Origin of the sequence: Enterococcus pallens ATCC BAA-351 (genome assembly GCF_000407485.1) — a bacterium.
GTDB classification, from domain to species: domain Bacteria; phylum Bacillota; class Bacilli; order Lactobacillales; family Enterococcaceae; genus Enterococcus_A; species Enterococcus_A pallens.
Genome location: NZ_ASWD01000002.1, coordinates 968,520 through 989,395, shown reverse-complemented (window position 1 = coordinate 989,395; position 20,876 = coordinate 968,520). Strand labels below are relative to the sequence as shown.

Below are 20,876 nucleotides of genomic sequence, written 5' to 3'. Positions count from 1 at the left end.
TAATCAGTGGGACAAAAAGTAAATCCTATTGGAATGCGTGTAGGCATCATCCGTGATTGGGATGCTAAATGGTATGCCGAAAAAGAGTATGCTGAGTTTCTACACGAAGATTTGAGAATCCGTAAGTTCATCGCAACTAAACTTGCTGATGCCGCTGTGTCAACAGTTGAAATCGAACGCGCTGCAAATCGTGTGAACATTTCAATCCACACAGCTAAGCCTGGTATGGTTATCGGTAAAGGCGGTTCTGAGGTCGAAAACCTAAGAAAAGAATTAAATAAATTAACTGGTAAACGAGTTCATATCAACATCGTTGAAATCAAAAAACCAGATTTAGATGCAAAATTAGTCGGAGAAGGAATTGCACGTCAATTAGAAAACCGTGTTGCCTTCCGTCGTGCACAAAAACAAGCGATCCAACGCACTATGCGTTCAGGCGCTAAAGGAATCAAGACTCAAGTATCTGGTCGTCTAAACGGAGCTGATATCGCTCGTTCAGAAGGATACTCTGAAGGAACTGTTCCTCTTCATACATTGCGTGCCGATATCGACTACGCTTGGGAAGAAGCAAACACAACATACGGAAAACTAGGAGTTAAAGTGTGGATTTATCGTGGAGAAGTTCTTCCAACTAAAAAAAACACTAAGAAAGGAGGGAAATAATCATGTTAGTACCAAAACGTGTGAAACACCGTCGTGAGTTCCGTGGAAAAATGCGCGGAGAAGCAAAAGGCGGTAAAGAAGTAGCATTTGGTGAATATGGTTTACAAGCTGTAGAATCTCACTGGATCACAAACCGTCAAATCGAAGCAGCGCGTATTGCGATGACTCGTTATATGAAACGTGGTGGGAAAGTATGGATTAAAATTTTCCCTCATAAATCTTATACTGCCAAAGCAATTGGGGTACGTATGGGATCTGGTAAAGGTGCTCCTGAAGGCTGGGTTTCACCAGTTAAACGCGGCAAGATCATGTTTGAAGTTGCCGGTGTTCCTGAAGAAGTTGCACGCGAAGCTTTACGTCTTGCTTCTCACAAATTACCAGTGAAAACTAAGATCGTTAAACGTGAGGAAATGGGTGGTGAATCGAATGAAGGTTAAAGAAATCAGAGAATTAACCACTGCCGAAATGCTTGATCAAGAAAAACAATTAAAAGAAGAATTGTTCAATCTTAGATTCCAACTAGCAACAGGTCAATTAGAAAACACTGCACGTATTAAAGAAGTACGTAAATCGATTGCACGCATCAAAACGGTATTGCGTGAACAAACTGTAAAATAGTGGAAGGAGGCCATTTCAGGTATGTCTGAAAGAAATCAACGTAAAGTTTACCAAGGTCGTGTGGTATCTGACAAAATGGACAAGACAATCACTGTTGTCGTTGAAACCAAAAAGAACCACCCAATCTACGGTAAACGTATGAAATATTCTAAAAAATATAAAGCTCATGATGAAAACAATGAAGCAAAAATTGGCGATATCGTGAGAATTATGGAAACTCGTCCATTATCAGCTACTAAACGTTTCCGTTTGTTAGAAATCGTTGAAAAAGCAGTGATTATCTAATCACACGAGCTTTCCTAATAAGACTAAGTTTCTCAAAAACTTATTTCCTTGAAATTGAGAAAGGGTGCCAGTTTCACTTTTATCAAGTATCCTAGTGAAATGGTATACGTCTCGAAGATAAGACTAAGTTTCTCAAAAAATTAATTCCTTGAAATTGAGAAAGGAGGATACACAAGTGATCCAAGCAGAAAGTCGTTTAAAAATCGCGGACAACTCAGGCGCTCGTGAAATTTTAACTATTAAAGTTCTTGGCGGATCTGGTCGCAAAACCGCTAATATCGGTGATGTGATTGTCGCTACGGTTAAACAAGCAACGCCAGGTGGGGTTGTCAAAAAAGGTGAAGTTGTTAAAGCTGTTATCGTTCGTACGAAAACAGGAGCTCGCCGTCCCGATGGTTCATATATTAAATTTGATGAAAATGCAGCAGTTATCATTCGTGATGACAAGAGCCCAAGAGGAACACGTATCTTCGGTCCTGTTGCTCGCGAATTGCGCGAAGGCAACTTCATGAAGATCGTTTCATTGGCACCGGAAGTATTATAATCGGAAAGTTCCAACCAAAGGAGGTGCGCAACAGTAATGTTCGTTAAAAAAGGCGATAAAGTAAAAGTTATCTCTGGTAAAGATAAAAATAAAGAAGGCGTAATTCTAGAAGTCCTTCCTAAAAAAGATAAAGTCGTTGTTGAAGGCGTCAATGTCGTTAAAAAACACCAAAAACCTTCTCAGACTTCCCCTCAAGGCGGAATTCTGGAGGTAGAAGCGCCGATTCATGCTTCAAATGTAATGGTTATTGATCCTTCAAACGGAGAAGCTACACGTGTTGGCTACAAAGTAGTTGACGGTAAAAAAGTCCGTGTTTCTAAGAAAACCGGCGAAGTTTTAGATAAATAATTACAGGAAAGGAGGATCTTATTAGATGAACCGCCTAAGAGAAAAATACTTAAATGAAGTAACCCCATCAATGATGGAAAAATTTAACTATAGCTCAATCATGGAAGTACCTAAAGTTGACAAGATCGTCATCAACATGGGTGTTGGTGATGCGGTATCAAACGCAAAGAACTTGGACAAAGCAGTTGAAGAATTGGCATTGATTTCTGGTCAAAAACCAATCATTACTAAAGCTAAAAAATCAATCGCTGGATTCCGTTTGCGTGAAGGCATGCCGATTGGTGCGAAAGTAACACTACGTGGAGAAAGAATGTATGAGTTCTTGGACAAATTAGTGTCTGTATCTCTTCCACGTGTACGTGACTTCCACGGTATCAGTAAAAAAGCCTTTGACGGCCGCGGCAACTACACTTTAGGTATCAAAGAACAATTGATCTTCCCTGAAGTTGACTATGATTTAGTTGATAAAGTACGCGGAATGGACATCGTAGTAGTTACAACAGCTAACTCTGATGAAGAATCACGCGAATTATTAACACAACTTGGAATGCCATTCCAAAAATAATCAAGGAGGCGAAAAAATTTGGCTAAAAAATCAATGATTGCTAAAAACAAACGCCCTGCAAAATTCTCAACGCAAGAATATACTCGTTGCGAACGCTGCGGACGTCCACATTCAGTCTATCGTAAATTTCATCTTTGCCGTATTTGCTTCCGCGAACTTGCCTATAAAGGACAAATTCCCGGCGTGAAGAAAGCTAGCTGGTAAAATACAACTCGCATAAAGGAGGTAAACAGTTCAATGGTCATGACAGATCCAATTGCAGATTTTCTAACGCGTATTCGTAATGCCAACATGGTTAAACATGAATCCCTAGAAGTACCTGCATCAAAAATCAAACGTGACATCGCAGAAATCTTAAAACGTGAAGGTTTCATTCGTGATGTTGAATATATCGAAGATGACAAACAAGGCATGATCCGTGTTTTCCTTAAATACGGTAAAAATGACGAACGTGTTATCACGAACTTAAAACGTATCTCAAAACCAGGTTTGCGTGCTTATGTCAAAGCTGACGAAGTACCAAAAGTATTAAATGGTTTAGGTATCGCAATCATCTCTACTTCTGATGGTGTCGTAACAGACAAAGAAGCTAGAGCGAAAAACGTTGGCGGAGAAGTATTAGCTTACGTTTGGTAATTTCAAACAATCCATGAGGAGGTGTCTTTAAGTGAGCCGTATTGGTAATAAAATCGTTGTTTTACCTGCAGGAGTTGAAGTAACTCAAAAAGGTAACGACATTACTGTAAAAGGACCTAAAGGTGAATTAACACGTACGTTTTCTTCTGATATCAAAATGAGTATCGAAGGCAGCGAAGTTACTTTCACTCGTCCAAATGACAGCAAAGAAATGAAAACAATTCACGGAACTACTCGTGCAAACTTCAATAACATGGTTGTTGGTGTTTCCGAAGGTTTCCAAAAAGCATTAGAATTAATCGGGGTTGGGTACCGTGCACAATTACAAGGTTCAAAACTTGTATTGAACGTTGGTTACTCACATCCAGTTGAGATTGTTGCTCCAGACGGAATTACAATCGAAGTTCCTGCGAACACACAAGTGGTCGTTAAAGGATCTAATAAAGAAGTAGTCGGAGAAGTTGCAGCGAAAATCCGCAGCACTCGTCCTCCAGAACCTTACAAAGGCAAAGGAATTCGCTATGTTGGTGAATACGTACGCCGTAAAGAAGGTAAAACTGGTAAATAGTAGGCTCGCCCTACATGCGGCCTAGGCCAGCTTAATTAAAGAGGTGACAATTGTGATTACAAAACCAGATAAAAACAAAACACGCCAAAAGCGCCACATGCGTGTACGTAGCAAAATCTCTGGTACTGCTGAGTGCCCACGCTTGAACGTTTTTCGTTCTAACAAAAACATCTACGCGCAAGTAATTGATGACGTAGCGGGTGTGACGCTAGCAAGTGCCTCTACCTTGGATAAAGAAATTTCAGGTGGAAATAAAACTGAACAAGCACAAGAAGTCGGTAAGTTAGTTGCCCAACGTGCTTCTGAAAAAGGTATTAAAGTAGTAGTCTTTGACCGTGGTGGATACCTTTACCATGGCCGTGTAGCAGCTTTAGCACAAGCAGCTCGCGAAAATGGACTAGAATTTTAGGAAAAGGAGGAACACCATTCATGGTTTATATCGATCCAAAACATTTGGAATTAGAAGACCGCGTTGTTGCGATTAACCGTGTAACTAAAGTTGTTAAAGGTGGACGTCGTCTACGCTTTGCAGCCCTAGTTGTTGTCGGTGACAAAAACGGACACGTAGGCTTTGGTACCGGTAAAGCACAAGAAGTACCAGAAGCAATTCGTAAAGCAATTGAAGATGCGAAGAAAAACTTAGTCGAAGTACCAATGGTAGGAACAACCCTTCCTCACGAAGTTATTGGTGTATTCGGCGGTGGACGTATCTTAATGAAACCTGCTGTAGAAGGTTCTGGGGTTGCCGCTGGTGGACCTGTTCGTGCCGTCTTGGAATTAGCAGGAGTAGCGGATGTTACTTCTAAATCTCTAGGCTCAAACACACCAATCAACGTTGTTCGTGCAACTGTTGAAGGTTTGAAACAATTAAAACGTGCAGAAGAAGTAGCGCAATTGCGCGGCGTTTCTGTAGAAGACTTAGCATAAGGAGGACGAAAATAATGGCTGAATTAAAAATTACTTTAAGACGCAGTGTTATCGGACGTCCTCAAAACCAACGTGATACAGTGAAAGCTCTAGGCTTGAGAAAGTTGAACAGCACCGTTGTTAAACCTAACAACGAAGCCATCAAAGGGATGGTTAACACTATTTCACATTTAGTGGACGTAGAAGAAGTCTAGAAAATAGATTTAGATTGTTAAGGAGGTGCCAATCAATGAAACTTCATGAATTAAAACCTGCAGAAGGTTCTCGTAAAGTACGCAATCGTGTCGGTCGCGGAACTTCATCAGGCAATGGTAAAACTTCTGGTCGTGGACAAAAGGGTCAAAACTCTCGTTCAGGTGGAGGCGTACGTTTAGGCTTTGAAGGGGGACAAACTCCTTTATTCCGTCGTTTGCCAAAACGTGGATTTACTAACGTAAACCGCAAAGAATACGCAGTAGTGAATTTAGATGTTCTTAACCGCTTTGAAGATGGAACAGAAGTAACTCCAGTTGTTTTAGTAGAAGCTGGAATCGTCAGCAACGAAAAAGCTGGAATTAAAGTATTAGCTAAAGGGACTTTAGAGAAAAAACTAACAGTCAAAGCTGCAAAATTCTCGAAAGCTGCACAAGAAGCAATTGAAGCTGCAGGTGGATCAATTGAGGTGATCTAATGTTTAAACTTTTAAAGGATTCTTTTAAGGTAAAAAACATCCGATCTCGCATCCTGTTTACAGTACTGATTTTGCTGGTTTTTAGAATTGGCGCTCAGATTACTGTTCCTGGGGTTGATGCCAGTGGATTGCAAGGCTTGAGCGAGATGCCATTTTTCAGAATGCTGAATATGGTCAGTGGTTCAGCTATGCAAAACTTCTCAATTTTCTCTATGGGAGTTTCCCCATATATCACAGCATCCATTGTAATCCAGTTATTACAAATGGATATTGTGCCTAAATTTGTTGAATGGTCCAAGCAAGGTGAAGTAGGACGGAAAAAGTTGAATCAGGCGACTCGCTATTTAACATTAGTGTTAGCATTCATCCAATCTGTTTCCATCACAGCAGGATTTAACTATTTTGCTCAATTTGGTTTTGTGCCAGATCGTGATATGCAAACCTTCATTACTATCGGTGTCATCTTAACAGCTGGTACGATGGTAGTTACTTGGCTAGGAGAACAAATTACGGAAAAAGGAATTGGGAATGGCGTTTCTATGATCATCTTTGCAGGGATTGTTTCGCGATTGCCGCAAAGTATTGTAGACATTTACGATGACTATTTCGTAAACATTGAATCAAGCGAAATTTGGAAATCTGTCATTTTTGTTGTAATTCTAGTAGCTGCAATGCTATTAATCATTGTTTTCGTTACTTATTTCCAACAGGCAGAAAGAAAAATTCCAATTCAATATACAAAACAAGTCGTTGGGGCACCAACCAGTAGTTATTTACCTTTAAAAGTGAATGCTGCCGGGGTTATTCCGGTTATCTTTGCTAGTTCATTTATTGCAACGCCTAATGCGGTGCTGCAAGCTTTAGCTAGTCGTTATGGTGCTGAAGATTGGTTTGATATTTTAAAAAATCTCTTTAGCTATAACACGGTACCAGGTGCGACGATTTACACTGTTCTGATTGTTGCCTTCACCTTCTTCTATGCGTTTGTTCAGGTTAACCCTGAGAAACTTGCAGAGAACTTGCAAAAACAAGGAAGTTACATTCCGCGTGTGCGACCAGGTAAAGGAACAGAAGAATACGTTTCTCGTATCTTGATGCGTTTGAGTGTAGTTGGTTCGATCTTTTTAGGACTGATTGCCTTGATTCCGATCATCGCTCAAATGGTTTGGAACCTGCCTCAATCTATTGGATTGGGTGGTACCAGCTTGCTGATTGTGGTTGGGGTTGCACTAGAAACGGCGAAACAATTAGAAGGACTCATGTTGAAACGACGTTATGTCGGTTTCATGGATGCAGAGTAAGCGGGTTGAGGATTTCCTCAACACCCTTCTCGCTTCGCAATGACTAAGGAGGGAAAACCATGAACCTCATCTTAATGGGGCTGCCTGGAGCAGGTAAAGGAACACAAGCAGAAAGAATTGTAGAAACATACAATATTCCGCATATCAGTACCGGTGATATGTTCCGTGAAGCAATTAAAAACGAGACTGAACTCGGATTGAAAGCAAAATCCTTTATGGATGCAGGGGATTTGGTCCCAGACGAAGTAACAAACGGTATTGTAAAGGAACGTCTAGCACAACAAGATACTGATAAAGGATTCTTGTTAGATGGTTTCCCACGTACTTTAGATCAAGCAGAAGCACTAGCTGAAATGCTTGAAGACTTGAACAAAAAGATCGATGCAGTCATCGAAATTCAAGTTGCTGAATCAGTGTTAGTTGAACGACTAGCAGGACGCTTTATTTGTCGAAATTGTGGAGCGACTTATCATAAGATATTCAATCCTACAAAAGTCGATGAAACCTGTGATCGCTGCGGCGGCCATGAGTTTTATCAACGTGATGATGATAAGCCTGAAACGGTTAAGAATCGTTTAGCTGTGAATGTGAAAGCTAGTGAACCTATCTTAGCCTTTTACAAAGAAGCAGGTCTGTTATATCCAGTCGACGGAGATCGTGACATTGATGCCGTATTTGCGGATGTAGAAAAAATCATTGCAAAATAGTTTTTTACTACCGACTTGAAAAATGCAGTTCGTCTTGCCAAGTTTAAGGTTTTATGATAGAATATGTCAGTCCGACTTCTAACTAGAAGTGAAACTTAAAAATTAAGGTGGGAACTGCAGTTTCCGCCATTTTATCGTGTGAAAATGCGAAACAAAAACAAGGAGGTACTCTGCGTGGCAAAAGATGATATGATCGAAATCGAAGGAACAGTCGTCGAAACTTTGCCGAATGCAATGTTTAAAGTCGAATTGGAAAATGGGCACGAAGTACTTGCACATGTTTCCGGTAAAATTCGAATGCATTATATTCGAATCTTGCCGGGGGATAAAGTGACTGTTGAACTTTCTCCGTATGATCTAAGTCGTGGTCGCATTACCTATCGCTTTAAGTAAATTGTACTCCGTAAAACTTCAGGAGGTATTATCATGAAAGTAAGACCATCAGTAAAACCAATGTGTGAACATTGTAAAGTGATTCGTCGTAATGGACGAGTTATGGTGATTTGCCCAGCAAATCCGAAACACAAACAACGTCAAGGATAATTGGAGGTGTAGATAAATATGGCTCGTATTGCAGGAGTAGATATTCCTCGTGATAAACGCGTAGTAATTTCTTTAACCTATATTTTTGGGATTGGAAATACTACTGCTAAACAAATTTTAGCCGATGCCGGCGTATCTGAAGACATTCGTGTACGTGATTTAACGAATGAACAAACAGACGCTATTCGTGCAGAAGTTGATAAATTAAAAGTTGAAGGTGACCTTCGTCGTGAAGTCAACCTAAACATCAAACGTTTGATGGAAATCGGTTCTTACCGTGGAATTCGTCATCGTCGTGGATTACCAACTCGTGGACAAAACACGAAAAACAATGCGCGCACTCGTAAGGGTCCAGCTCGCGCGATTGCAGGTAAGAAAAAATAATTAGTGAAGGAGGTTAAATCTTCATGGTAGCAAAGAAAGTTAATCGTAAACGTCGTGTGAAGAAGAATATTGAGTCAGGAATTGCTCACATTCATTCGACTTTTAACAATACAATCATCATGATTACTGACACAAACGGTAATGCTCTAGCTTGGTCTTCTGCTGGCTCATTAGGCTTCAAAGGTAGTAAGAAATCTACTCCTTTTGCGGCACAAATGGCTGCTGAAACAGCTACAAAAGCTGCAATGGAACATGGTTTGAAAAGTGTTGAAGTGACTGTTAAAGGACCTGGTTCTGGTCGTGAAGCAGCAATTCGTTCATTGCAAGCAACTGGTTTGGAAGTAACCGCAATTCGTGACGTGACTCCAGTACCTCATAATGGATGCCGCCCTCCAAAACGCCGTCGTGTTTAATGAGTGCCCCTCTCACTATGAGTTTTACAGGAACGTCATTGAACAAGACACTTTTCGTTTTGAAAGGGGTAAATGATAAGAATGATTGAATTCGAAAAACCAAGAATCACAAAAATTGATGAAGACAGAGATTATGGCAAGTTCGTTGTTGAGCCTCTAGAAAGAGGTTATGGAACTACTTTAGGTAATTCTCTACGTCGTATTCTACTTTCTTCTTTACCTGGTGCTGCTATTACCAATATTCAAATTGATGGTGTGTTACATGAATTCTCTACTGTAAAAGGTGTAAGAGAAGACGTAGTACAAATCATCTTAAACATTAAAGGTTTAGCGTTAAAATTATTCACCGAAGAAGAAAAAACCCTTGAGATCGATATTACTGGACCAGCAACAGTTACTGCCGGCGATATTATCGTTGACAGCGACGTTGAAATCTTAAACAAAGACTTGTACATTTGTACAGTATCTGAAGGTGCGACATTCCATGCTCGCCTAACAGTAAGACCTGGTCGAGGCTATGTTCAAGCAGACGAAAACAAAAAAGAAGATATGCCTATCGGTGTACTTCCTGTCGATTCTATCTATACTCCAGTACGTAAAGTCAACTACCAAGTTGAAAATACTCGTGTTGGTCGTAGAGATGATTATGATAAATTAACGATGGAAATTTGGACAGACGGTTCAATCATTGCACAAGAAGCATTAAGCTTGGCTGCAAAGATTTTAACTGAACATTTGGATATCTTTGTAAATCTAACAGATGAAGCCAAAAATGCTGAAATCATGGTAGAAAAAGAAGAGACTCAAAAAGAAAAAATGTTGGAAATGACCATCGAAGAACTAGATTTGTCTGTACGTTCATACAATTGTTTGAAACGTGCTGGAATCAATACGGTTCAAGAATTAACGAATAAGTCTGAACCTGAAATGATCAAGGTTCGTAATTTAGGTCGTAAATCACTTGAAGAAGTAAAAGCTAAATTACACGATTTAGGCCTTGGCCTACGTAAAGACGATTAATATTGTTGACAAAGGAGGGAAACCTACGTGAGTTACCGTAAATTAGGACGCACATCTAGCCAACGTAAAGCAATGTTGCGTGACTTAACAACTGATTTAATTATCAACGAACGCATCGTAACGACTGAAGCTCGTGCGAAAGAAATTCGTTCAACAACTGAAAAGATGATTACTTTAGGAAAACGCGGGGATCTTCATGCACGTCGCCAAGCTGCAAGCTTTGTACGTAATGAAGTAGCCGATGTTCGCGATGATAACGAAGAAATTGTTAGAGAATCTGCTTTGCAAAAGCTATTCAATGACATCGCACCTCGTTACGCTGAACGTCAAGGAGGATACACTCGTATCTTGAAAACTGAACCTCGTCGCGGCGACAACGCCCCTATGGTTGTTATTGAACTTGTTTAATAATCACTCTTCACTTTATAGATGATTCTTTTAGAGTGTTATGATGTTGGAGATTATCTCCGAGTCTAGCTCAGCGCTGCTTCCCAGATTGTTCTGGGAAGTAAGCTCTCATCATAAAGTGTTTTTTTGTACCCTGATTTCCTGTCAAGACATCAAGGTATCAAAAAGCATTTTAAGTAGAACAGATTGAAAAAAGAAGACTTTTTTGCTAGTCTTAGTACAGGTTTTTAACAGAACGAAATATAAGTAAATGAAGGGTGCTGTCATGGATCCAATTATTGAAATTAATCAGATTGAATTTAGTTATCAAGAAGATACACCACCAGCATTAACCGATGTTTCTTTTTCGATTAATAAAGGGGAATGGATTGCGATTGTTGGCCATAATGGTTCTGGTAAGTCTACCTTGGCTAAAACTATTAATGGGTTGCAGATGCCGCAAAAAGGTACCGTGACTGTTGGCGGAAGGGAACTTTCAGAAGAAACTGTTTGGGATATTCGCCGCATGGTAGGTATGGTTTTCCAGAATCCTGATAATCAGTTTGTGGGAGCCACAGTAGAAGACGATGTGGCCTTTGGTTTAGAGAATCAAGGGATTGAGCGCAGTGAGATGCAAAAGCGTGTGTCTGACGCATTAGAGCAAGTGAAAATGTCTTCATTTGCAACGAGAGAACCGGCTCGTTTATCTGGTGGGCAAAAGCAGCGGGTTGCGATTGCTGGCGTTGTCGCTTTGCGTCCAGATATTATTATTTTGGATGAAGCAACCAGTATGCTGGATCCAGAAGGTCGTGAAGATGTTATTTCTACGATTCAGCAGATTAAAGAAGAAAACGATTTGACAGTTATTTCAATTACTCATGATATTGACGAAGCGGCGAGTGCTAATCGTATTTTAGTGATGCGTGAAGGCCGGCTTTATCAAGAAGGAACACCGGAAGAAATTTTTTCAGCAGGTCCTGAATTGGTTTCTCTAGGGTTAGATTTGCCTTTTCCTGAGAAACTAAAGATGGCATTAAAAGCCAGGGGTGTTGATGTCCCAACAACATATTTGGATGAAGAAGGGATGATGGATTGGTTATGGACATCCGTTTTGAAAAAGTAAGCTATGTTTATCAACCGAATACTCCCTTTGAACAACGAGCACTATTTGACATTGATTTAGCCATTGAGGAAGGTTCTTACACTGCCTTAGTAGGTCATACTGGCAGTGGTAAATCGACGCTATTGCAGCATTTGAATGCTCTTTTAAAGCCTACTGCGGGACAGGTTAAGATTGGCGAACGCCTGATTACCCCCGAAACAGACAATAAAAATTTGAAACCGGTGCGTAAAAAAGTGGGCATCGTTTTTCAGTTTCCTGAGGCACAGTTGTTTGAAGAAACTGTTGCTAAGGATATAGCTTTTGGGCCGCAGAATTTTGGTGTTAGCGAAGAGGAAGCGTTAAGGCTGGCTGCTGAGATGTTAAGTTTGGTTGGCTTAGATGAAAGCTATCTTGAACGATCTCCTTTTGAACTGTCTGGTGGACAAATGCGTCGAGTGGCAATCGCTGGAGTTTTGGCTATGCAGCCGGAGGTTTTGGTGTTGGACGAACCTACAGCCGGGCTGGATCCTGCTGGTCGCAAGGAAATGATGGATATTTTTTGGCGGCTGCATAAGGAACGAAATATGACAATTGTTTTAGTGACTCATTTAATGGATGATGTAGCTAATTTTGCTAACTATATGTATGTTCTGGAAAAGGGACAGGTTGTGAAAAGCGGCACTCCGCAAGTAGTTTTTCAAAATGTTGAATGGCTAAAGGAAAAGCAGCTGGGGGTACCAGCCGCCAGTACTTTTGCGGAGAAGATGCAGGAAAAGGGCGCAAGCTTTACTCAGCTGCCTTTAACTGAGTCAGAATTAGCTGACTGGATTATTCGTGAGGCAGGAGGTACTGCCCATGATGAATAAATTGATATTTGGCCGCTACATTCCAGGCGACTCAATTATTCATCGCTTGGATCCCCGAGCTAAATTGGTTGCCAGCTTTTATTTTATCGGTATTATCTTTTTAGCCAATAACTGGCAAAGCTATTTGTTTCTGGCAATTTTTACCTTAAGTGCTATCATGCTGTCAAAAGTAGATCTCAGCTTTTTTATTCGTGGCGTTCGGCCATTGATTTGGCTGATTTCGTTTACGGTTATTTTGCAAATGCTGTTTACCCGTGGCGGGACATTGTATTGGTCGTGGGGCATTTTTAGTTTGTCAGAATATGGTATTCAAAATGGTTTGTTTATCTTTTGCCGTTTTATTTTGATTATATTTATGTCGACATTGCTGACGTTGACGACGCCGCCGTTATCCATGTCAGATGCGATAGAATCGCTTTTGGGGCCTTTTAGAGTGGTTCATGTTCCAGTGCATGAGATTGCGTTAATGCTCTCTATCGCTCTTAGATTCGTCCCTACGTTGATGGATGAGACTGAGAAGATTATGAATGCTCAGCGAGCACGTGGTGTTGATTTTGGTGAGGGCAATCTGATCCAAAAGGTGAAAGCAGTGGTTCCTTTGCTGATTCCTTTGTTTGTCAGCAGCTTTAATCGTGCAGAAGACTTGGCCACCGCAATGGAAGCGCGAGGTTATCGTGGTGGTGAAGGCCGCAGCAAATACCGTGTGCTGAAATGGTCGGGACGAGATACCGCGGTAATTATTATTTTTGCAGTAGTAACAGTTGGATTAATCTTTTTACGCAGTTAAGAGGTTGTGACATTAGTAAAAACAGACCTGAATATCACGAACGATATCTAGCAAGAAACACTAAATATTGTAGATTTGCAACGAGGACCTACTGGACCGTAGTCGCAAATACAATATAGTTCGGAATTCCATCTGTTAAAAAGACTAATGTCACAGCCTCTTTTTATAATGACAATTTAGGAGAAGAACGAATGGTTAGATATAAAGCAATTATTGCTTATGATGGAACCAACTTCCATGGATTTCAGCGTCAGCCCAATGGAAGAACGGTTCAAGAGGAAATCGAAAAGACGCTGCAAAAGATGAACAATGGTCAAGCGGTTCAACTATTTGGTTCTGGACGTACCGATGCTGGTGTTCACGCCTTAGGGCAAGTAATTCACTTTGATTTTCCGCAAAAACGACCTGAAGAACGGATGCGTTTTGCTTTAGATACACAAACCCCAGAGGATATCGCAGTTCGTTCAGTTGAGATTGTGCCTGAGGATTTTCATGCTCGTTATGATGTGCATGAAAAAACCTACTATTTTAAGGTTCAGATTCAAAAGCCTCGTAGTCCATTTCGTCGGTTTTATGCAGCTTATTATCCATATCCCTTGGATTTGGAAAAGGTTAAGCAAGCCTTGCCGGATCTGCTAGGGACGCATGATTTTACTTCTTTTTGTGCAACTGGTAGTTCCATTGAAGATAAGGTGCGGACGATTTACCAGGCGGATATGGAAGTGAATGCTGAGGGGAGTGAAATTACCTTTATTTTTCGCGGGAATGGTTTCCTTTACAAGATGATCCGTATATTAGTGGGTACATTGTTGAAAATTGGAAATGGTCGACTGGCTGCTGACAGTATACCTGAAATAATAGCTAAAAAGGATCGAAATGCGGCTGGTCCTACTGCTCATCCAGAAGGCTTATATTTAGCCGAAGTGAAATACAAAAAAACAAAATAGATATGTATCTAGTAATTTGAGATCAATAGCCGTAAAGTGCTACTGGTCTTTTTTTTGTCGTTTTTCGCATAAATTCGTCAATAAATATGCTTAAAGTCATATTATTTGATAAAAAAATCCAACACTTGTTACACTGATTATGTATTCATAATAACAATGAAGAATAGTTACTATGAACAGAGTACTAAGAAAGTATAGGCAGCCTGATGTATGAACAGCTGTTTTCGGATAATTTAGTGAAAGATTTGGTTGTTGAAGACAAAAGGTAAGAAAATGATGAAAAGGAAAAAGCATGCACGTAGCCAAAAAAAGATAAAGAACTACTTCCAAAGTTTTTTTGTGGGAGCAAGTAAGGATACGGCGCTTTAGATCCTCTGGAAAAAAGGCGTAGAGTAATAATCTGGCGCCTTTTTTCTTGGTTTAAAAAAGTAGGGGGAAATCCAATGAAAAGAACCGCACCTGGGAAGTTTAGTGGAGGAGTTATTTTTGCTCCATCGACAGAAGTGTTCAAGGAAAAGTGGAAGGTTAAGCAGAGTGAAGTGATTACATTCGTTCCTCAACGAGTATACATTCCAACTCAGCAGCATATTGGAGCACCAGCAGAACCAGTGGTTGAGATAGGAGATCAGGTAAAGGCTGGTGATTTGATTGCGGAAGCGGGGGATTTTGTCAGTGCGAATATCCATGCCACAATTACTGGTACAGTCACAGATATTTTAGATTGGCCGGACAATTCAGGAAACAAAGTCCCGACGATTGTAATTGAAAAAGAAGAAGACGAAGTTCGGGAAGAAAATCAGCACGCAGTTTCCTTTGACTCAATGGATAGGGAGACGTTAATTGAGCGTGTATCGGCTGCTGGTGTAGTTGGAATGGGGGGAGCTACCTTTCCTACTCATGTTAAATTAACAGTGGATGATGAGGTAGAAGTGGAAACAATTGTATTGAATGGAGCGGAGTGTGAGCCATTTTTAGAGGCAGATAATTTATTAATGCAAATAGAAAGCGGCAAGGTGTTGACGGGTGCACGAATTGCGCAAAAAATTTTAGGAGCAAAAAAAGTGATTGTTGCTATAGAGGATGATAAGCCGGAAGCGATTCGTCAAATGAAAGAGGCTGCCGAGGCATTTGCTGATGTTTTTATTGAAGCTGTTCAAACTAGCTATCCGCAAGGTGGTGAAAAACAGCTGCTGGAGGGATTACTTGGTGTTGAGGTGGATTTAGATGGTTTGCCAGTTGATTCTGGTGTTTATTTAATGAATGTAGCAACCTCTGCCGCAGTAGCAGATGCAGTGGAACGACAGGAACCATTAATCAATCGATTTTGCACGGTAACTGGTGATGTACAAAATAAGCAAACTGTTTCTTGTCCAATCGGAACGTTAACGGGAGATTTGATTGATTTTTGTGAAGGCTTTGACGGGGATCCTCGAAAGATTTTTGTTGGGGGGCCGATGATGGGGAAAGCGATTGATACGTTGGAGGTACCCATTACTAAGTCCAGTAATGGTTTAGTCGTTATCAATACTGAAAATGCAAGGTATTACGAAGAGAGCCCCTGCATTCGCTGCAATCTGTGTGCGGAAGTTTGTCCGATGCGGTTGGAGCCGCAGAATTTGGATCTTTTTTATCGTGCACAGGACTATAAGCGTTGTCAGGATTTAAGAGCGGATGCTTGTATCAATTGTGGCGCTTGCACGTATGTTTGTCCGGCAAGACGTGATTTGGCGAAGAATATTACGGCAGCTGCGGGCAAAATCGAAGAATTGTTACAGGAGGCCTAAAAATGAAAAATGATGCAAAACAAGTGGATCATGTCTCTGGTAAAAGTGCTCAAATTTTTGCTGAAGCACAAAAAAATGTTCCGCCGCCGGAGGCTAACCCTCATATTCGAGGTGACAACACTACACGAAATATCATGATGTGGATGATTATCGCCTTAGTTCCTTCTATGTTAGGCGCTGGTTATTATTTTGGTTTTCGCGTTTGGGGGTTATATTTAATTGCTATTATTACCGCTCAGCTTTGTGAAATTGCTTGGTTTAAATTGTGTAAGCGAGAATTAACTTGGGACTTGAGTGCCGTAGTTACAGCTATTTTGTTAACGGCGAATATGCCGCCATCGGCTCCTTGGTATTTTCCGGTAATCGGCTCGGCCTTTGCTATTATTGTAGTGAAAGAATTTTTTGGCGGGATTGGCTTTAACTTTATTAATCCCGCATTAGGTGGAAGAGCCTTCTTGGTCGCTTTATTTTTTACAAAGATGTTTGAAATCAGTTGGCCGGATCCGCCTTTCAGCCGGATTACGCCAGATGTTGTTACTAGTGCCACGCCATTAGCTATTTTAAATGAGGGTGGCAGCTTATCTAGTCAGGAACTTTTTAATAGTTTTATCGGAAATATTGGAGGGCGCTTGGGTGAGACGAGTACGTTGTTGATCTTAATTGGTGGAGCAATTCTGTTGTATAAGAAAATAATTCATCTGCGTATCCCTTTAACTATGCTGGGAACTATAGCGGTGATTGCTTTTGTCTTTGATGGGCAGAACTTTTTCACGGCAGATTTAACTACTGTTTTAGGGTATGTTTTTGGTGGTGGTGCAGTTTTTGGCGCATTCTTTATGGCGACCGACTATGCCTCAACACCTTCTACTCGAGCAGGAGAATATCTTTTTGCCTTTTGTTGTGGTGCTTTAGTCATGGTGTTTCGTTATTATGGCGTGACCGAAGAAGGGGTCAGCTATAGCATTTTAATTATGAATTGCTTCACACCATTGATAGATTATCTGCTGCGCAATCGTGTTCTAGGTGAAGACGGAAATCAGCTGTTGAATATTAAGTGGAATAAATAGAGGGATCGTTGGAAAAATAAACGAAGGAAAGGGCGTGTAACAAAATGACAATAGCGAATCGTTTAGTATTTTTCGGCTGTATTCTATTTACCTGCTATTGTGCACAAAAATACAAGCAAAAAAGTGTTCCGGCAGAAGGGGCAAGCCCGGTAGCTCGGACAGCTTATGCTGGTGCATTGAACTATTTGGCTTATTGTATTGCCGGGCTCTTGTTTGCTTTACTAGTTACAGCATTTGAAATTCCAGGCACAGAGAATGTGATGAAAATTGTGTATGCTGGTGGTCTTGCATTGATGGTAAGCGGAGTGACTCTTTTAGCACCGAAAAACAAACAGTTTTTGACAGTAGAGTTGAAAAAGATGATGGTTACCGTAGTTTTCTTATTAAGTACAGCTACATTTTCGCGAATAGAAGCCGTTGATGTGGCTGATTTTATGTATCAGGTAATCATTTATGGGGCTATGTATTTTGTATTTAGTTTGGCTTATATCGGAGCACTGGATCGGATGTCGATGGCAACAATTCCTAATTTCTTAAAGGGGATTCCGATTGGTGTGATCACTATGTTTTTAATGTATATGAGCTTTTCTTTCTTTAATGGTGTGTTTTTTGGTTCTTTATTTTAAGATGAAAATGCGGTCAAAGGAGGTGTAAATCCCTTGACCGCATTTTTCTATTCTTCTGATGAAACCTCTTTGATATGTTTGACCTTAGGCTTACGTTTTAGCCATTGAAGATACAAGACAAATAGTAAGATGGAGATAATAAAGGAAGCAATTCCCGGAGCTAAACCTGCTGGGAGGTAAGTAAAGGTTACCTTGTGTGTACCTTTTTCGATCGGAATACTGATAAATGCGTCCTCAAAGGCAGTAATGTCGACCTTCTTGCCATCTACTCTTGCTTGCCAGCCTTCATCGTAAGGAATAGTCGTGACTAAGGTTTGATCGCTATCTGCTTCGACTGTACCAGCAGCGCTGTGTTTGCCGACAGTCATTTCCACTCCGTTATCCTGAATCTTACGACTGGCTAAATGATAAGCCACTGTATCTAAAGCTAGTACCTGCGGATTTTGGAAGCTGATAGATTTTGTGCCATAAAAGCTGGCAGTAAAGGTTACGTAAGTTTCTGCAGGATAGTAGCCTAAATCATAATACTGTCCATTAATATTAATCTGCGTTTTTCTCGTTCGTCCATTGACGGTCACGCTGGCGGTAGAGCTTTCCAGTTCGCTAAAATTATAAGGAAATAGGCTTAAATAAGCTTGAGTGTTGGCAGGCACTCGAACTTGCCAAGTCACCTGTTTGGCCACGTTGCCTTCTTCTTCAGCGATGGTCATGATGTTGCCCGTATTCGTTACAACAGCGTTCTCCGTACCGACCTCTTGGATTGGCAGAAATTGGTAGTATTGATAATTTTCATCAGCCAAAGCATTGTACAGCTGGGTCTGGGTGCCTAAATTATCGTTAGGCAAAGGTTTCAGCTTAGTCACAGCTTTTGGTGCTTTGAAGGCTAAAGGCAACTGGTATTCATTTTCGTATAAATGATAGTCACCTTTTTTTCCTACCTGACTAAATCCGTACTTAGCTAAATCATCCGTTTTAGCAATGTTATATTTAATTCCCGTAAAGGAATCCATTAACAGAGTATTATTCGGATAACGAATATTCAAGTTGGTTCCTCGCGAACGAAAACCTAGCTGGTCTAAATAGCCAGAGGAATGCCGATTGCGAATCGATGAGAACATGCTGATACCGCTGTAGCCGTAGTTAAAAGCATCGTTTGAAGAGACCGGATCAAGATTTTCTAGCCGATAAAAGCTGTCATTTTCTTTTTTAGTCTGGTCAACCAGCGCTTTAATGCTTGGATAAGGATCCGTATACAGACTGCGAGATGCATAATTCCAATCATTGAGAATACCGTGGAGCATAGAATCAGCATTCACAAAGGCTTCTGTTCCCATCAGCAGCAGGAATAAAACAGCTAAAATTTTGATAGGTATTTTTTTAAGATAGTAGCCAGTAACTAAGAGTGCATACACGGCTAGAAATGCTAAGGATAGATAGAAGGAATGATTTTCAATATAGCTGTAATCAGTTCCCTTCATCCCCCAAAAAATGGAGATAATCGCAATCATCATTAATAAAATAGCTGCCAGCTGTACGCTGTTTTCCCGGGTAACTTCTTCCCAGCCCCAGGCGCCTAATGTAATAATCAGGAAGGACAATAAATAAGCATAACGGAATAAAAACATGTTTGGTGCGTGCATGCCATGCCAAAAAAGGTTCATAGGAACGATATAAAAACTGGCGATTAACAGTGCACCTACAAAGCCATAAAGAATTTTGTTTCGCCAATGAATGCGTTTAGAAACAAAATAGAATAAACAAAGCGCCAAGGGAAAAAGCCCGATGTAAATAAAAGGGATAGAGCCGTATTTGGTGGTGTCATAAACCCCCACCATATTCTTAGCTACAAAATCCCACCAGCTCGTGGCTTCGGTTTTAAATTGCGTAATTTTCGTTAACTCTTCACCATTGGTTCTTAAGTCTACTACAGCTGGCAAAATCATAATCATGGAAGCAAAACCGGCTAATAAGGAAGTAATTCCGTAAGGCAAAATGCTCTTCTTGTATCTTTTCCAATCCGTGAATAGGCGGGCTGCAAAATACAATACTGAAAAGATGCCAATCATAAAGCCCATATAAAAGCTGGTTAAAAACAACATTAAATAGGAAACAAAAAGAACTGTCGGCTTTTTTTTGTCCATTACTCGATTAATACCAAGGATCACCAGAGGTAAATAAACAAAAGCATCCAGCCACATAATAATTTCTGAATGAGCCGTAGTAAATGACATTAAGGCATAGCTGACACTTAAAGCGACCTTTGGCCAATCCGGCAGTTGAAAGCTTTCCTTGGCATAAAACCAAAAGGCTAGTCCGGCTGACCCGATTTTAAGCAAGGTAATTACGTATAGCGCATCAGGCATATATTGATTAGGAAAGAAAATAACCAGCGGTGTAAAAATACCGCCTAAGTAATAAGAGACCAACGAGAGATAATTTAATCCCATCGAGGCATTCCAAGTATAAAGCAGCCCTTGCTTGCCTAGCAGCATATTTCTAAAGCTGGCATGGAAATTTGAAAATTGCGAAAAGGCGTCACTAGCTAAAATACTGCGACTAGAGCCAGGATAGATGCCAATAGTTAAATAGGCAATGATCATTAATACAAAGGGAATACCAAAGCTGGCCAGTAGATACCAGCGATTTTCACGAAGATATTTTTTCAACAAAGTCACCAAATTTCTAACAATAGGTAGTACTCAAAGTTTACCATAGATGAAAAGAGATGGAGAAGAAGATCACCTGAAAGAAGTGTTAAAATTTTATGAAGAAAAAAACAAGCTGCAAGAAGCTTCTATAGTAAAGACAGCTTCTTGCGGCTTGCTTAACAAAATAAAAAACCGTTCAGTCGAACGGTTTGGTTGTGTTCGATTAATTTGAAATTAAACGCGCTCAACTTTTCCAGATTTCAAAGCACGAGTTGACACCCAAACTTTTTTAGGTTTGCCGTCGATCATTACGCGAACTTTTTGTAAATTAGGTTTTACAGTACGTTTTGTAGCATTCATAGCGTGTGAACGGTTGTTGCCGCTGCTTGTTTTACGACCAGTGAAATAGCAAACTTTTGCCATGTTTTGTTTCCTCCTTTTGCCTTGATATTGGAGCGCTTCTTTGGCTC

Annotated in this window: 31 protein-coding genes; 29 read left to right on the top strand and 2 right to left on the bottom strand. The window is 40.5% G+C overall.

Going from position 1 to position 20,876, the window contains the following annotated elements:
* The first annotated feature begins 6 nt into the window (after positions 1-6).
* The 29 genes from rpsC (at position 7) to I588_RS11055 (ending at position 17,758) form a co-directional block, all read left to right on the top strand.
* The gene (gene rpsC / locus I588_RS11195) at positions 7-663 is read left to right on the top strand and encodes a 30S ribosomal protein S3 (protein ID WP_010756445.1); all 657 of its coding nucleotides are present in this window, start codon (positions 7-9) and stop codon (positions 661-663) included.
* A gap of 2 nt (positions 664-665) precedes the next feature.
* Complete coding sequence (rplP, locus tag I588_RS11190) at positions 666-1,100, top strand: 50S ribosomal protein L16 (RefSeq protein ID WP_010756446.1); 435 nt, start codon at positions 666-668, stop codon at positions 1,098-1,100.
* Positions 1,090-1,281 (top strand): 50S ribosomal protein L29, encoded by a 192-nt coding sequence (gene rpmC, locus I588_RS11185; RefSeq protein ID WP_010756447.1) that lies wholly within the window; start codon positions 1,090-1,092, stop codon positions 1,279-1,281. The genes rplP and rpmC overlap by 11 nt, the downstream gene beginning before the upstream one ends.
* Positions 1,282-1,302: 21 nt before the next feature.
* The gene (rpsQ, locus tag I588_RS11180) at positions 1,303-1,566 is read left to right on the top strand and encodes a 30S ribosomal protein S17 (protein ID WP_010756448.1); all 264 of its coding nucleotides are present in this window, start codon (positions 1,303-1,305) and stop codon (positions 1,564-1,566) included.
* A gap of 175 nt (positions 1,567-1,741) precedes the next feature.
* The gene (gene rplN / locus I588_RS11175) at positions 1,742-2,110 is read left to right on the top strand and encodes a 50S ribosomal protein L14 (RefSeq protein ID WP_010756449.1); all 369 of its coding nucleotides are present in this window, start codon (positions 1,742-1,744) and stop codon (positions 2,108-2,110) included.
* 36 nt (positions 2,111-2,146) lie between these two features.
* Positions 2,147-2,458, top strand: a complete 312-nt coding sequence (rplX, locus tag I588_RS11170) for a 50S ribosomal protein L24 (RefSeq protein WP_010756450.1) — start codon at positions 2,147-2,149, stop codon at positions 2,456-2,458.
* A 25-nt stretch (positions 2,459-2,483) separates the two neighbouring features.
* Entirely contained in the window at positions 2,484-3,023 is a 540-nt protein-coding gene (gene rplE / locus I588_RS11165; RefSeq protein WP_010756451.1) for a 50S ribosomal protein L5, read from the top strand.
* 18 nt (positions 3,024-3,041) lie between these two features.
* Positions 3,042-3,227 (top strand): type Z 30S ribosomal protein S14, encoded by a 186-nt coding sequence (locus tag I588_RS11160; RefSeq protein WP_003128010.1) that lies wholly within the window; start codon positions 3,042-3,044, stop codon positions 3,225-3,227.
* A 33-nt stretch (positions 3,228-3,260) separates the two neighbouring features.
* On the top strand, positions 3,261-3,659 hold the full coding sequence (gene rpsH, locus I588_RS11155) for a 30S ribosomal protein S8 (protein WP_010756452.1): 399 nt from the start codon (positions 3,261-3,263) through the stop codon (positions 3,657-3,659).
* A gap of 31 nt (positions 3,660-3,690) precedes the next feature.
* On the top strand, positions 3,691-4,227 hold the full coding sequence (gene rplF / locus I588_RS11150; protein WP_010756453.1) for a 50S ribosomal protein L6: 537 nt from the start codon (positions 3,691-3,693) through the stop codon (positions 4,225-4,227).
* 52 nt (positions 4,228-4,279) lie between these two features.
* Positions 4,280-4,636 carry a 50S ribosomal protein L18 gene (gene rplR, locus I588_RS11145; RefSeq protein ID WP_010756454.1) on the top strand — a complete coding sequence of 119 codons (357 nt, stop codon included), beginning with the start codon at positions 4,280-4,282 and terminating at the stop codon, positions 4,634-4,636.
* Between the two features lie 20 nt (positions 4,637-4,656).
* The gene (gene rpsE / locus I588_RS11140) at positions 4,657-5,154 is read left to right on the top strand and encodes a 30S ribosomal protein S5 (protein ID WP_010756455.1); all 498 of its coding nucleotides are present in this window, start codon (positions 4,657-4,659) and stop codon (positions 5,152-5,154) included.
* Between the two features lie 14 nt (positions 5,155-5,168).
* Positions 5,169-5,348 carry a 50S ribosomal protein L30 gene (rpmD, locus tag I588_RS11135; RefSeq protein ID WP_010756456.1) on the top strand — a complete coding sequence of 60 codons (180 nt, stop codon included), beginning with the start codon at positions 5,169-5,171 and terminating at the stop codon, positions 5,346-5,348.
* 35 nt (positions 5,349-5,383) lie between these two features.
* Entirely contained in the window at positions 5,384-5,824 is a 441-nt protein-coding gene (gene rplO / locus I588_RS11130) for a 50S ribosomal protein L15 (RefSeq protein ID WP_010756457.1), read from the top strand.
* Entirely contained in the window at positions 5,824-7,125 is a 1,302-nt protein-coding gene (secY, locus tag I588_RS11125; RefSeq protein WP_010756458.1) for a preprotein translocase subunit SecY, read from the top strand. The genes rplO and secY overlap by 1 nt, the downstream gene beginning before the upstream one ends.
* 59 nt (positions 7,126-7,184) lie before the next feature.
* A complete protein-coding gene (locus I588_RS11120; protein WP_010756459.1) occupies positions 7,185-7,832 on the top strand; it encodes an adenylate kinase in 648 nt (215 codons plus the stop codon).
* A gap of 174 nt (positions 7,833-8,006) precedes the next feature.
* Positions 8,007-8,225, top strand: a complete 219-nt coding sequence (infA, locus tag I588_RS11115; protein WP_010756460.1) for a translation initiation factor IF-1 — start codon at positions 8,007-8,009, stop codon at positions 8,223-8,225.
* A gap of 33 nt (positions 8,226-8,258) precedes the next feature.
* Positions 8,259-8,375, top strand: coding sequence for a 50S ribosomal protein L36 (gene rpmJ, locus I588_RS11110; protein ID WP_010742772.1), 117 nt, complete (start codon positions 8,259-8,261; stop codon positions 8,373-8,375).
* Positions 8,376-8,393: 18 nt separating this feature from the next.
* Complete coding sequence (rpsM, locus tag I588_RS11105; protein ID WP_010756461.1) at positions 8,394-8,759, top strand: 30S ribosomal protein S13; 366 nt, start codon at positions 8,394-8,396, stop codon at positions 8,757-8,759.
* 23 nt (positions 8,760-8,782) lie between these two features.
* Positions 8,783-9,172 (top strand): 30S ribosomal protein S11, encoded by a 390-nt coding sequence (gene rpsK, locus I588_RS11100; protein ID WP_010756462.1) that lies wholly within the window; start codon positions 8,783-8,785, stop codon positions 9,170-9,172.
* Positions 9,173-9,253: 81 nt separating this feature from the next.
* Positions 9,254-10,192 carry a DNA-directed RNA polymerase subunit alpha gene (locus I588_RS11095; protein WP_034692916.1) on the top strand — a complete coding sequence of 313 codons (939 nt, stop codon included), beginning with the start codon at positions 9,254-9,256 and terminating at the stop codon, positions 10,190-10,192.
* A 27-nt stretch (positions 10,193-10,219) separates the two neighbouring features.
* The gene (gene rplQ / locus I588_RS11090; protein ID WP_010756464.1) at positions 10,220-10,600 is read left to right on the top strand and encodes a 50S ribosomal protein L17; all 381 of its coding nucleotides are present in this window, start codon (positions 10,220-10,222) and stop codon (positions 10,598-10,600) included.
* Positions 10,601-10,865: 265 nt separating this feature from the next.
* Entirely contained in the window at positions 10,866-11,702 is an 837-nt protein-coding gene (locus I588_RS11085) for an energy-coupling factor ABC transporter ATP-binding protein (protein WP_010756465.1), read from the top strand.
* On the top strand, positions 11,678-12,547 hold the full coding sequence (locus I588_RS11080) for an energy-coupling factor ABC transporter ATP-binding protein (RefSeq protein WP_010756466.1): 870 nt from the start codon (positions 11,678-11,680) through the stop codon (positions 12,545-12,547). Before I588_RS11085 ends, I588_RS11080 begins: the two co-directional genes overlap by 25 nt.
* A complete protein-coding gene (locus I588_RS11075; protein WP_010756467.1) occupies positions 12,537-13,334 on the top strand; it encodes an energy-coupling factor transporter transmembrane component T family protein in 798 nt (265 codons plus the stop codon). The genes I588_RS11080 and I588_RS11075 overlap by 11 nt, the downstream gene beginning before the upstream one ends.
* Before the next feature lie 191 nt (positions 13,335-13,525).
* Positions 13,526-14,281, top strand: coding sequence for a tRNA pseudouridine(38-40) synthase TruA (truA, locus tag I588_RS11070; protein ID WP_010756468.1), 756 nt, complete (start codon positions 13,526-13,528; stop codon positions 14,279-14,281).
* A gap of 443 nt (positions 14,282-14,724) precedes the next feature.
* Positions 14,725-16,065, top strand: a complete 1,341-nt coding sequence (rsxC, locus tag I588_RS11065) for an electron transport complex subunit RsxC (protein WP_010756469.1) — start codon at positions 14,725-14,727, stop codon at positions 16,063-16,065.
* Positions 16,066-16,067: 2 nt separating this feature from the next.
* Positions 16,068-17,132 carry an RnfABCDGE type electron transport complex subunit D gene (locus tag I588_RS11060; protein ID WP_010756470.1) on the top strand — a complete coding sequence of 355 codons (1,065 nt, stop codon included), beginning with the start codon at positions 16,068-16,070 and terminating at the stop codon, positions 17,130-17,132.
* 44 nt (positions 17,133-17,176) lie between these two features.
* Positions 17,177-17,758 (top strand): hypothetical protein, encoded by a 582-nt coding sequence (locus tag I588_RS11055; RefSeq protein WP_010756471.1) that lies wholly within the window; start codon positions 17,177-17,179, stop codon positions 17,756-17,758.
* Positions 17,759-17,805: 47 nt separating this feature from the next.
* Here the strand turns inward: I588_RS11055 and I588_RS11050 are convergent, their stop codons facing one another.
* Both I588_RS11050 and rpmB read right to left on the bottom strand, forming a co-directional pair.
* Positions 17,806-20,424: a YfhO family protein gene (locus tag I588_RS11050; RefSeq protein ID WP_081632991.1), complete on the bottom strand. Its 2,619-nt coding sequence runs from the start codon at positions 20,422-20,424 to the stop codon at positions 17,806-17,808.
* Positions 20,425-20,640: 216 nt separating this feature from the next.
* The gene (rpmB, locus tag I588_RS11045) at positions 20,641-20,829 is read right to left on the bottom strand and encodes a 50S ribosomal protein L28 (protein WP_010756473.1); all 189 of its coding nucleotides are present in this window, start codon (positions 20,827-20,829) and stop codon (positions 20,641-20,643) included.
* Between the last annotated feature and the right edge of the window lie 47 nt (positions 20,830-20,876).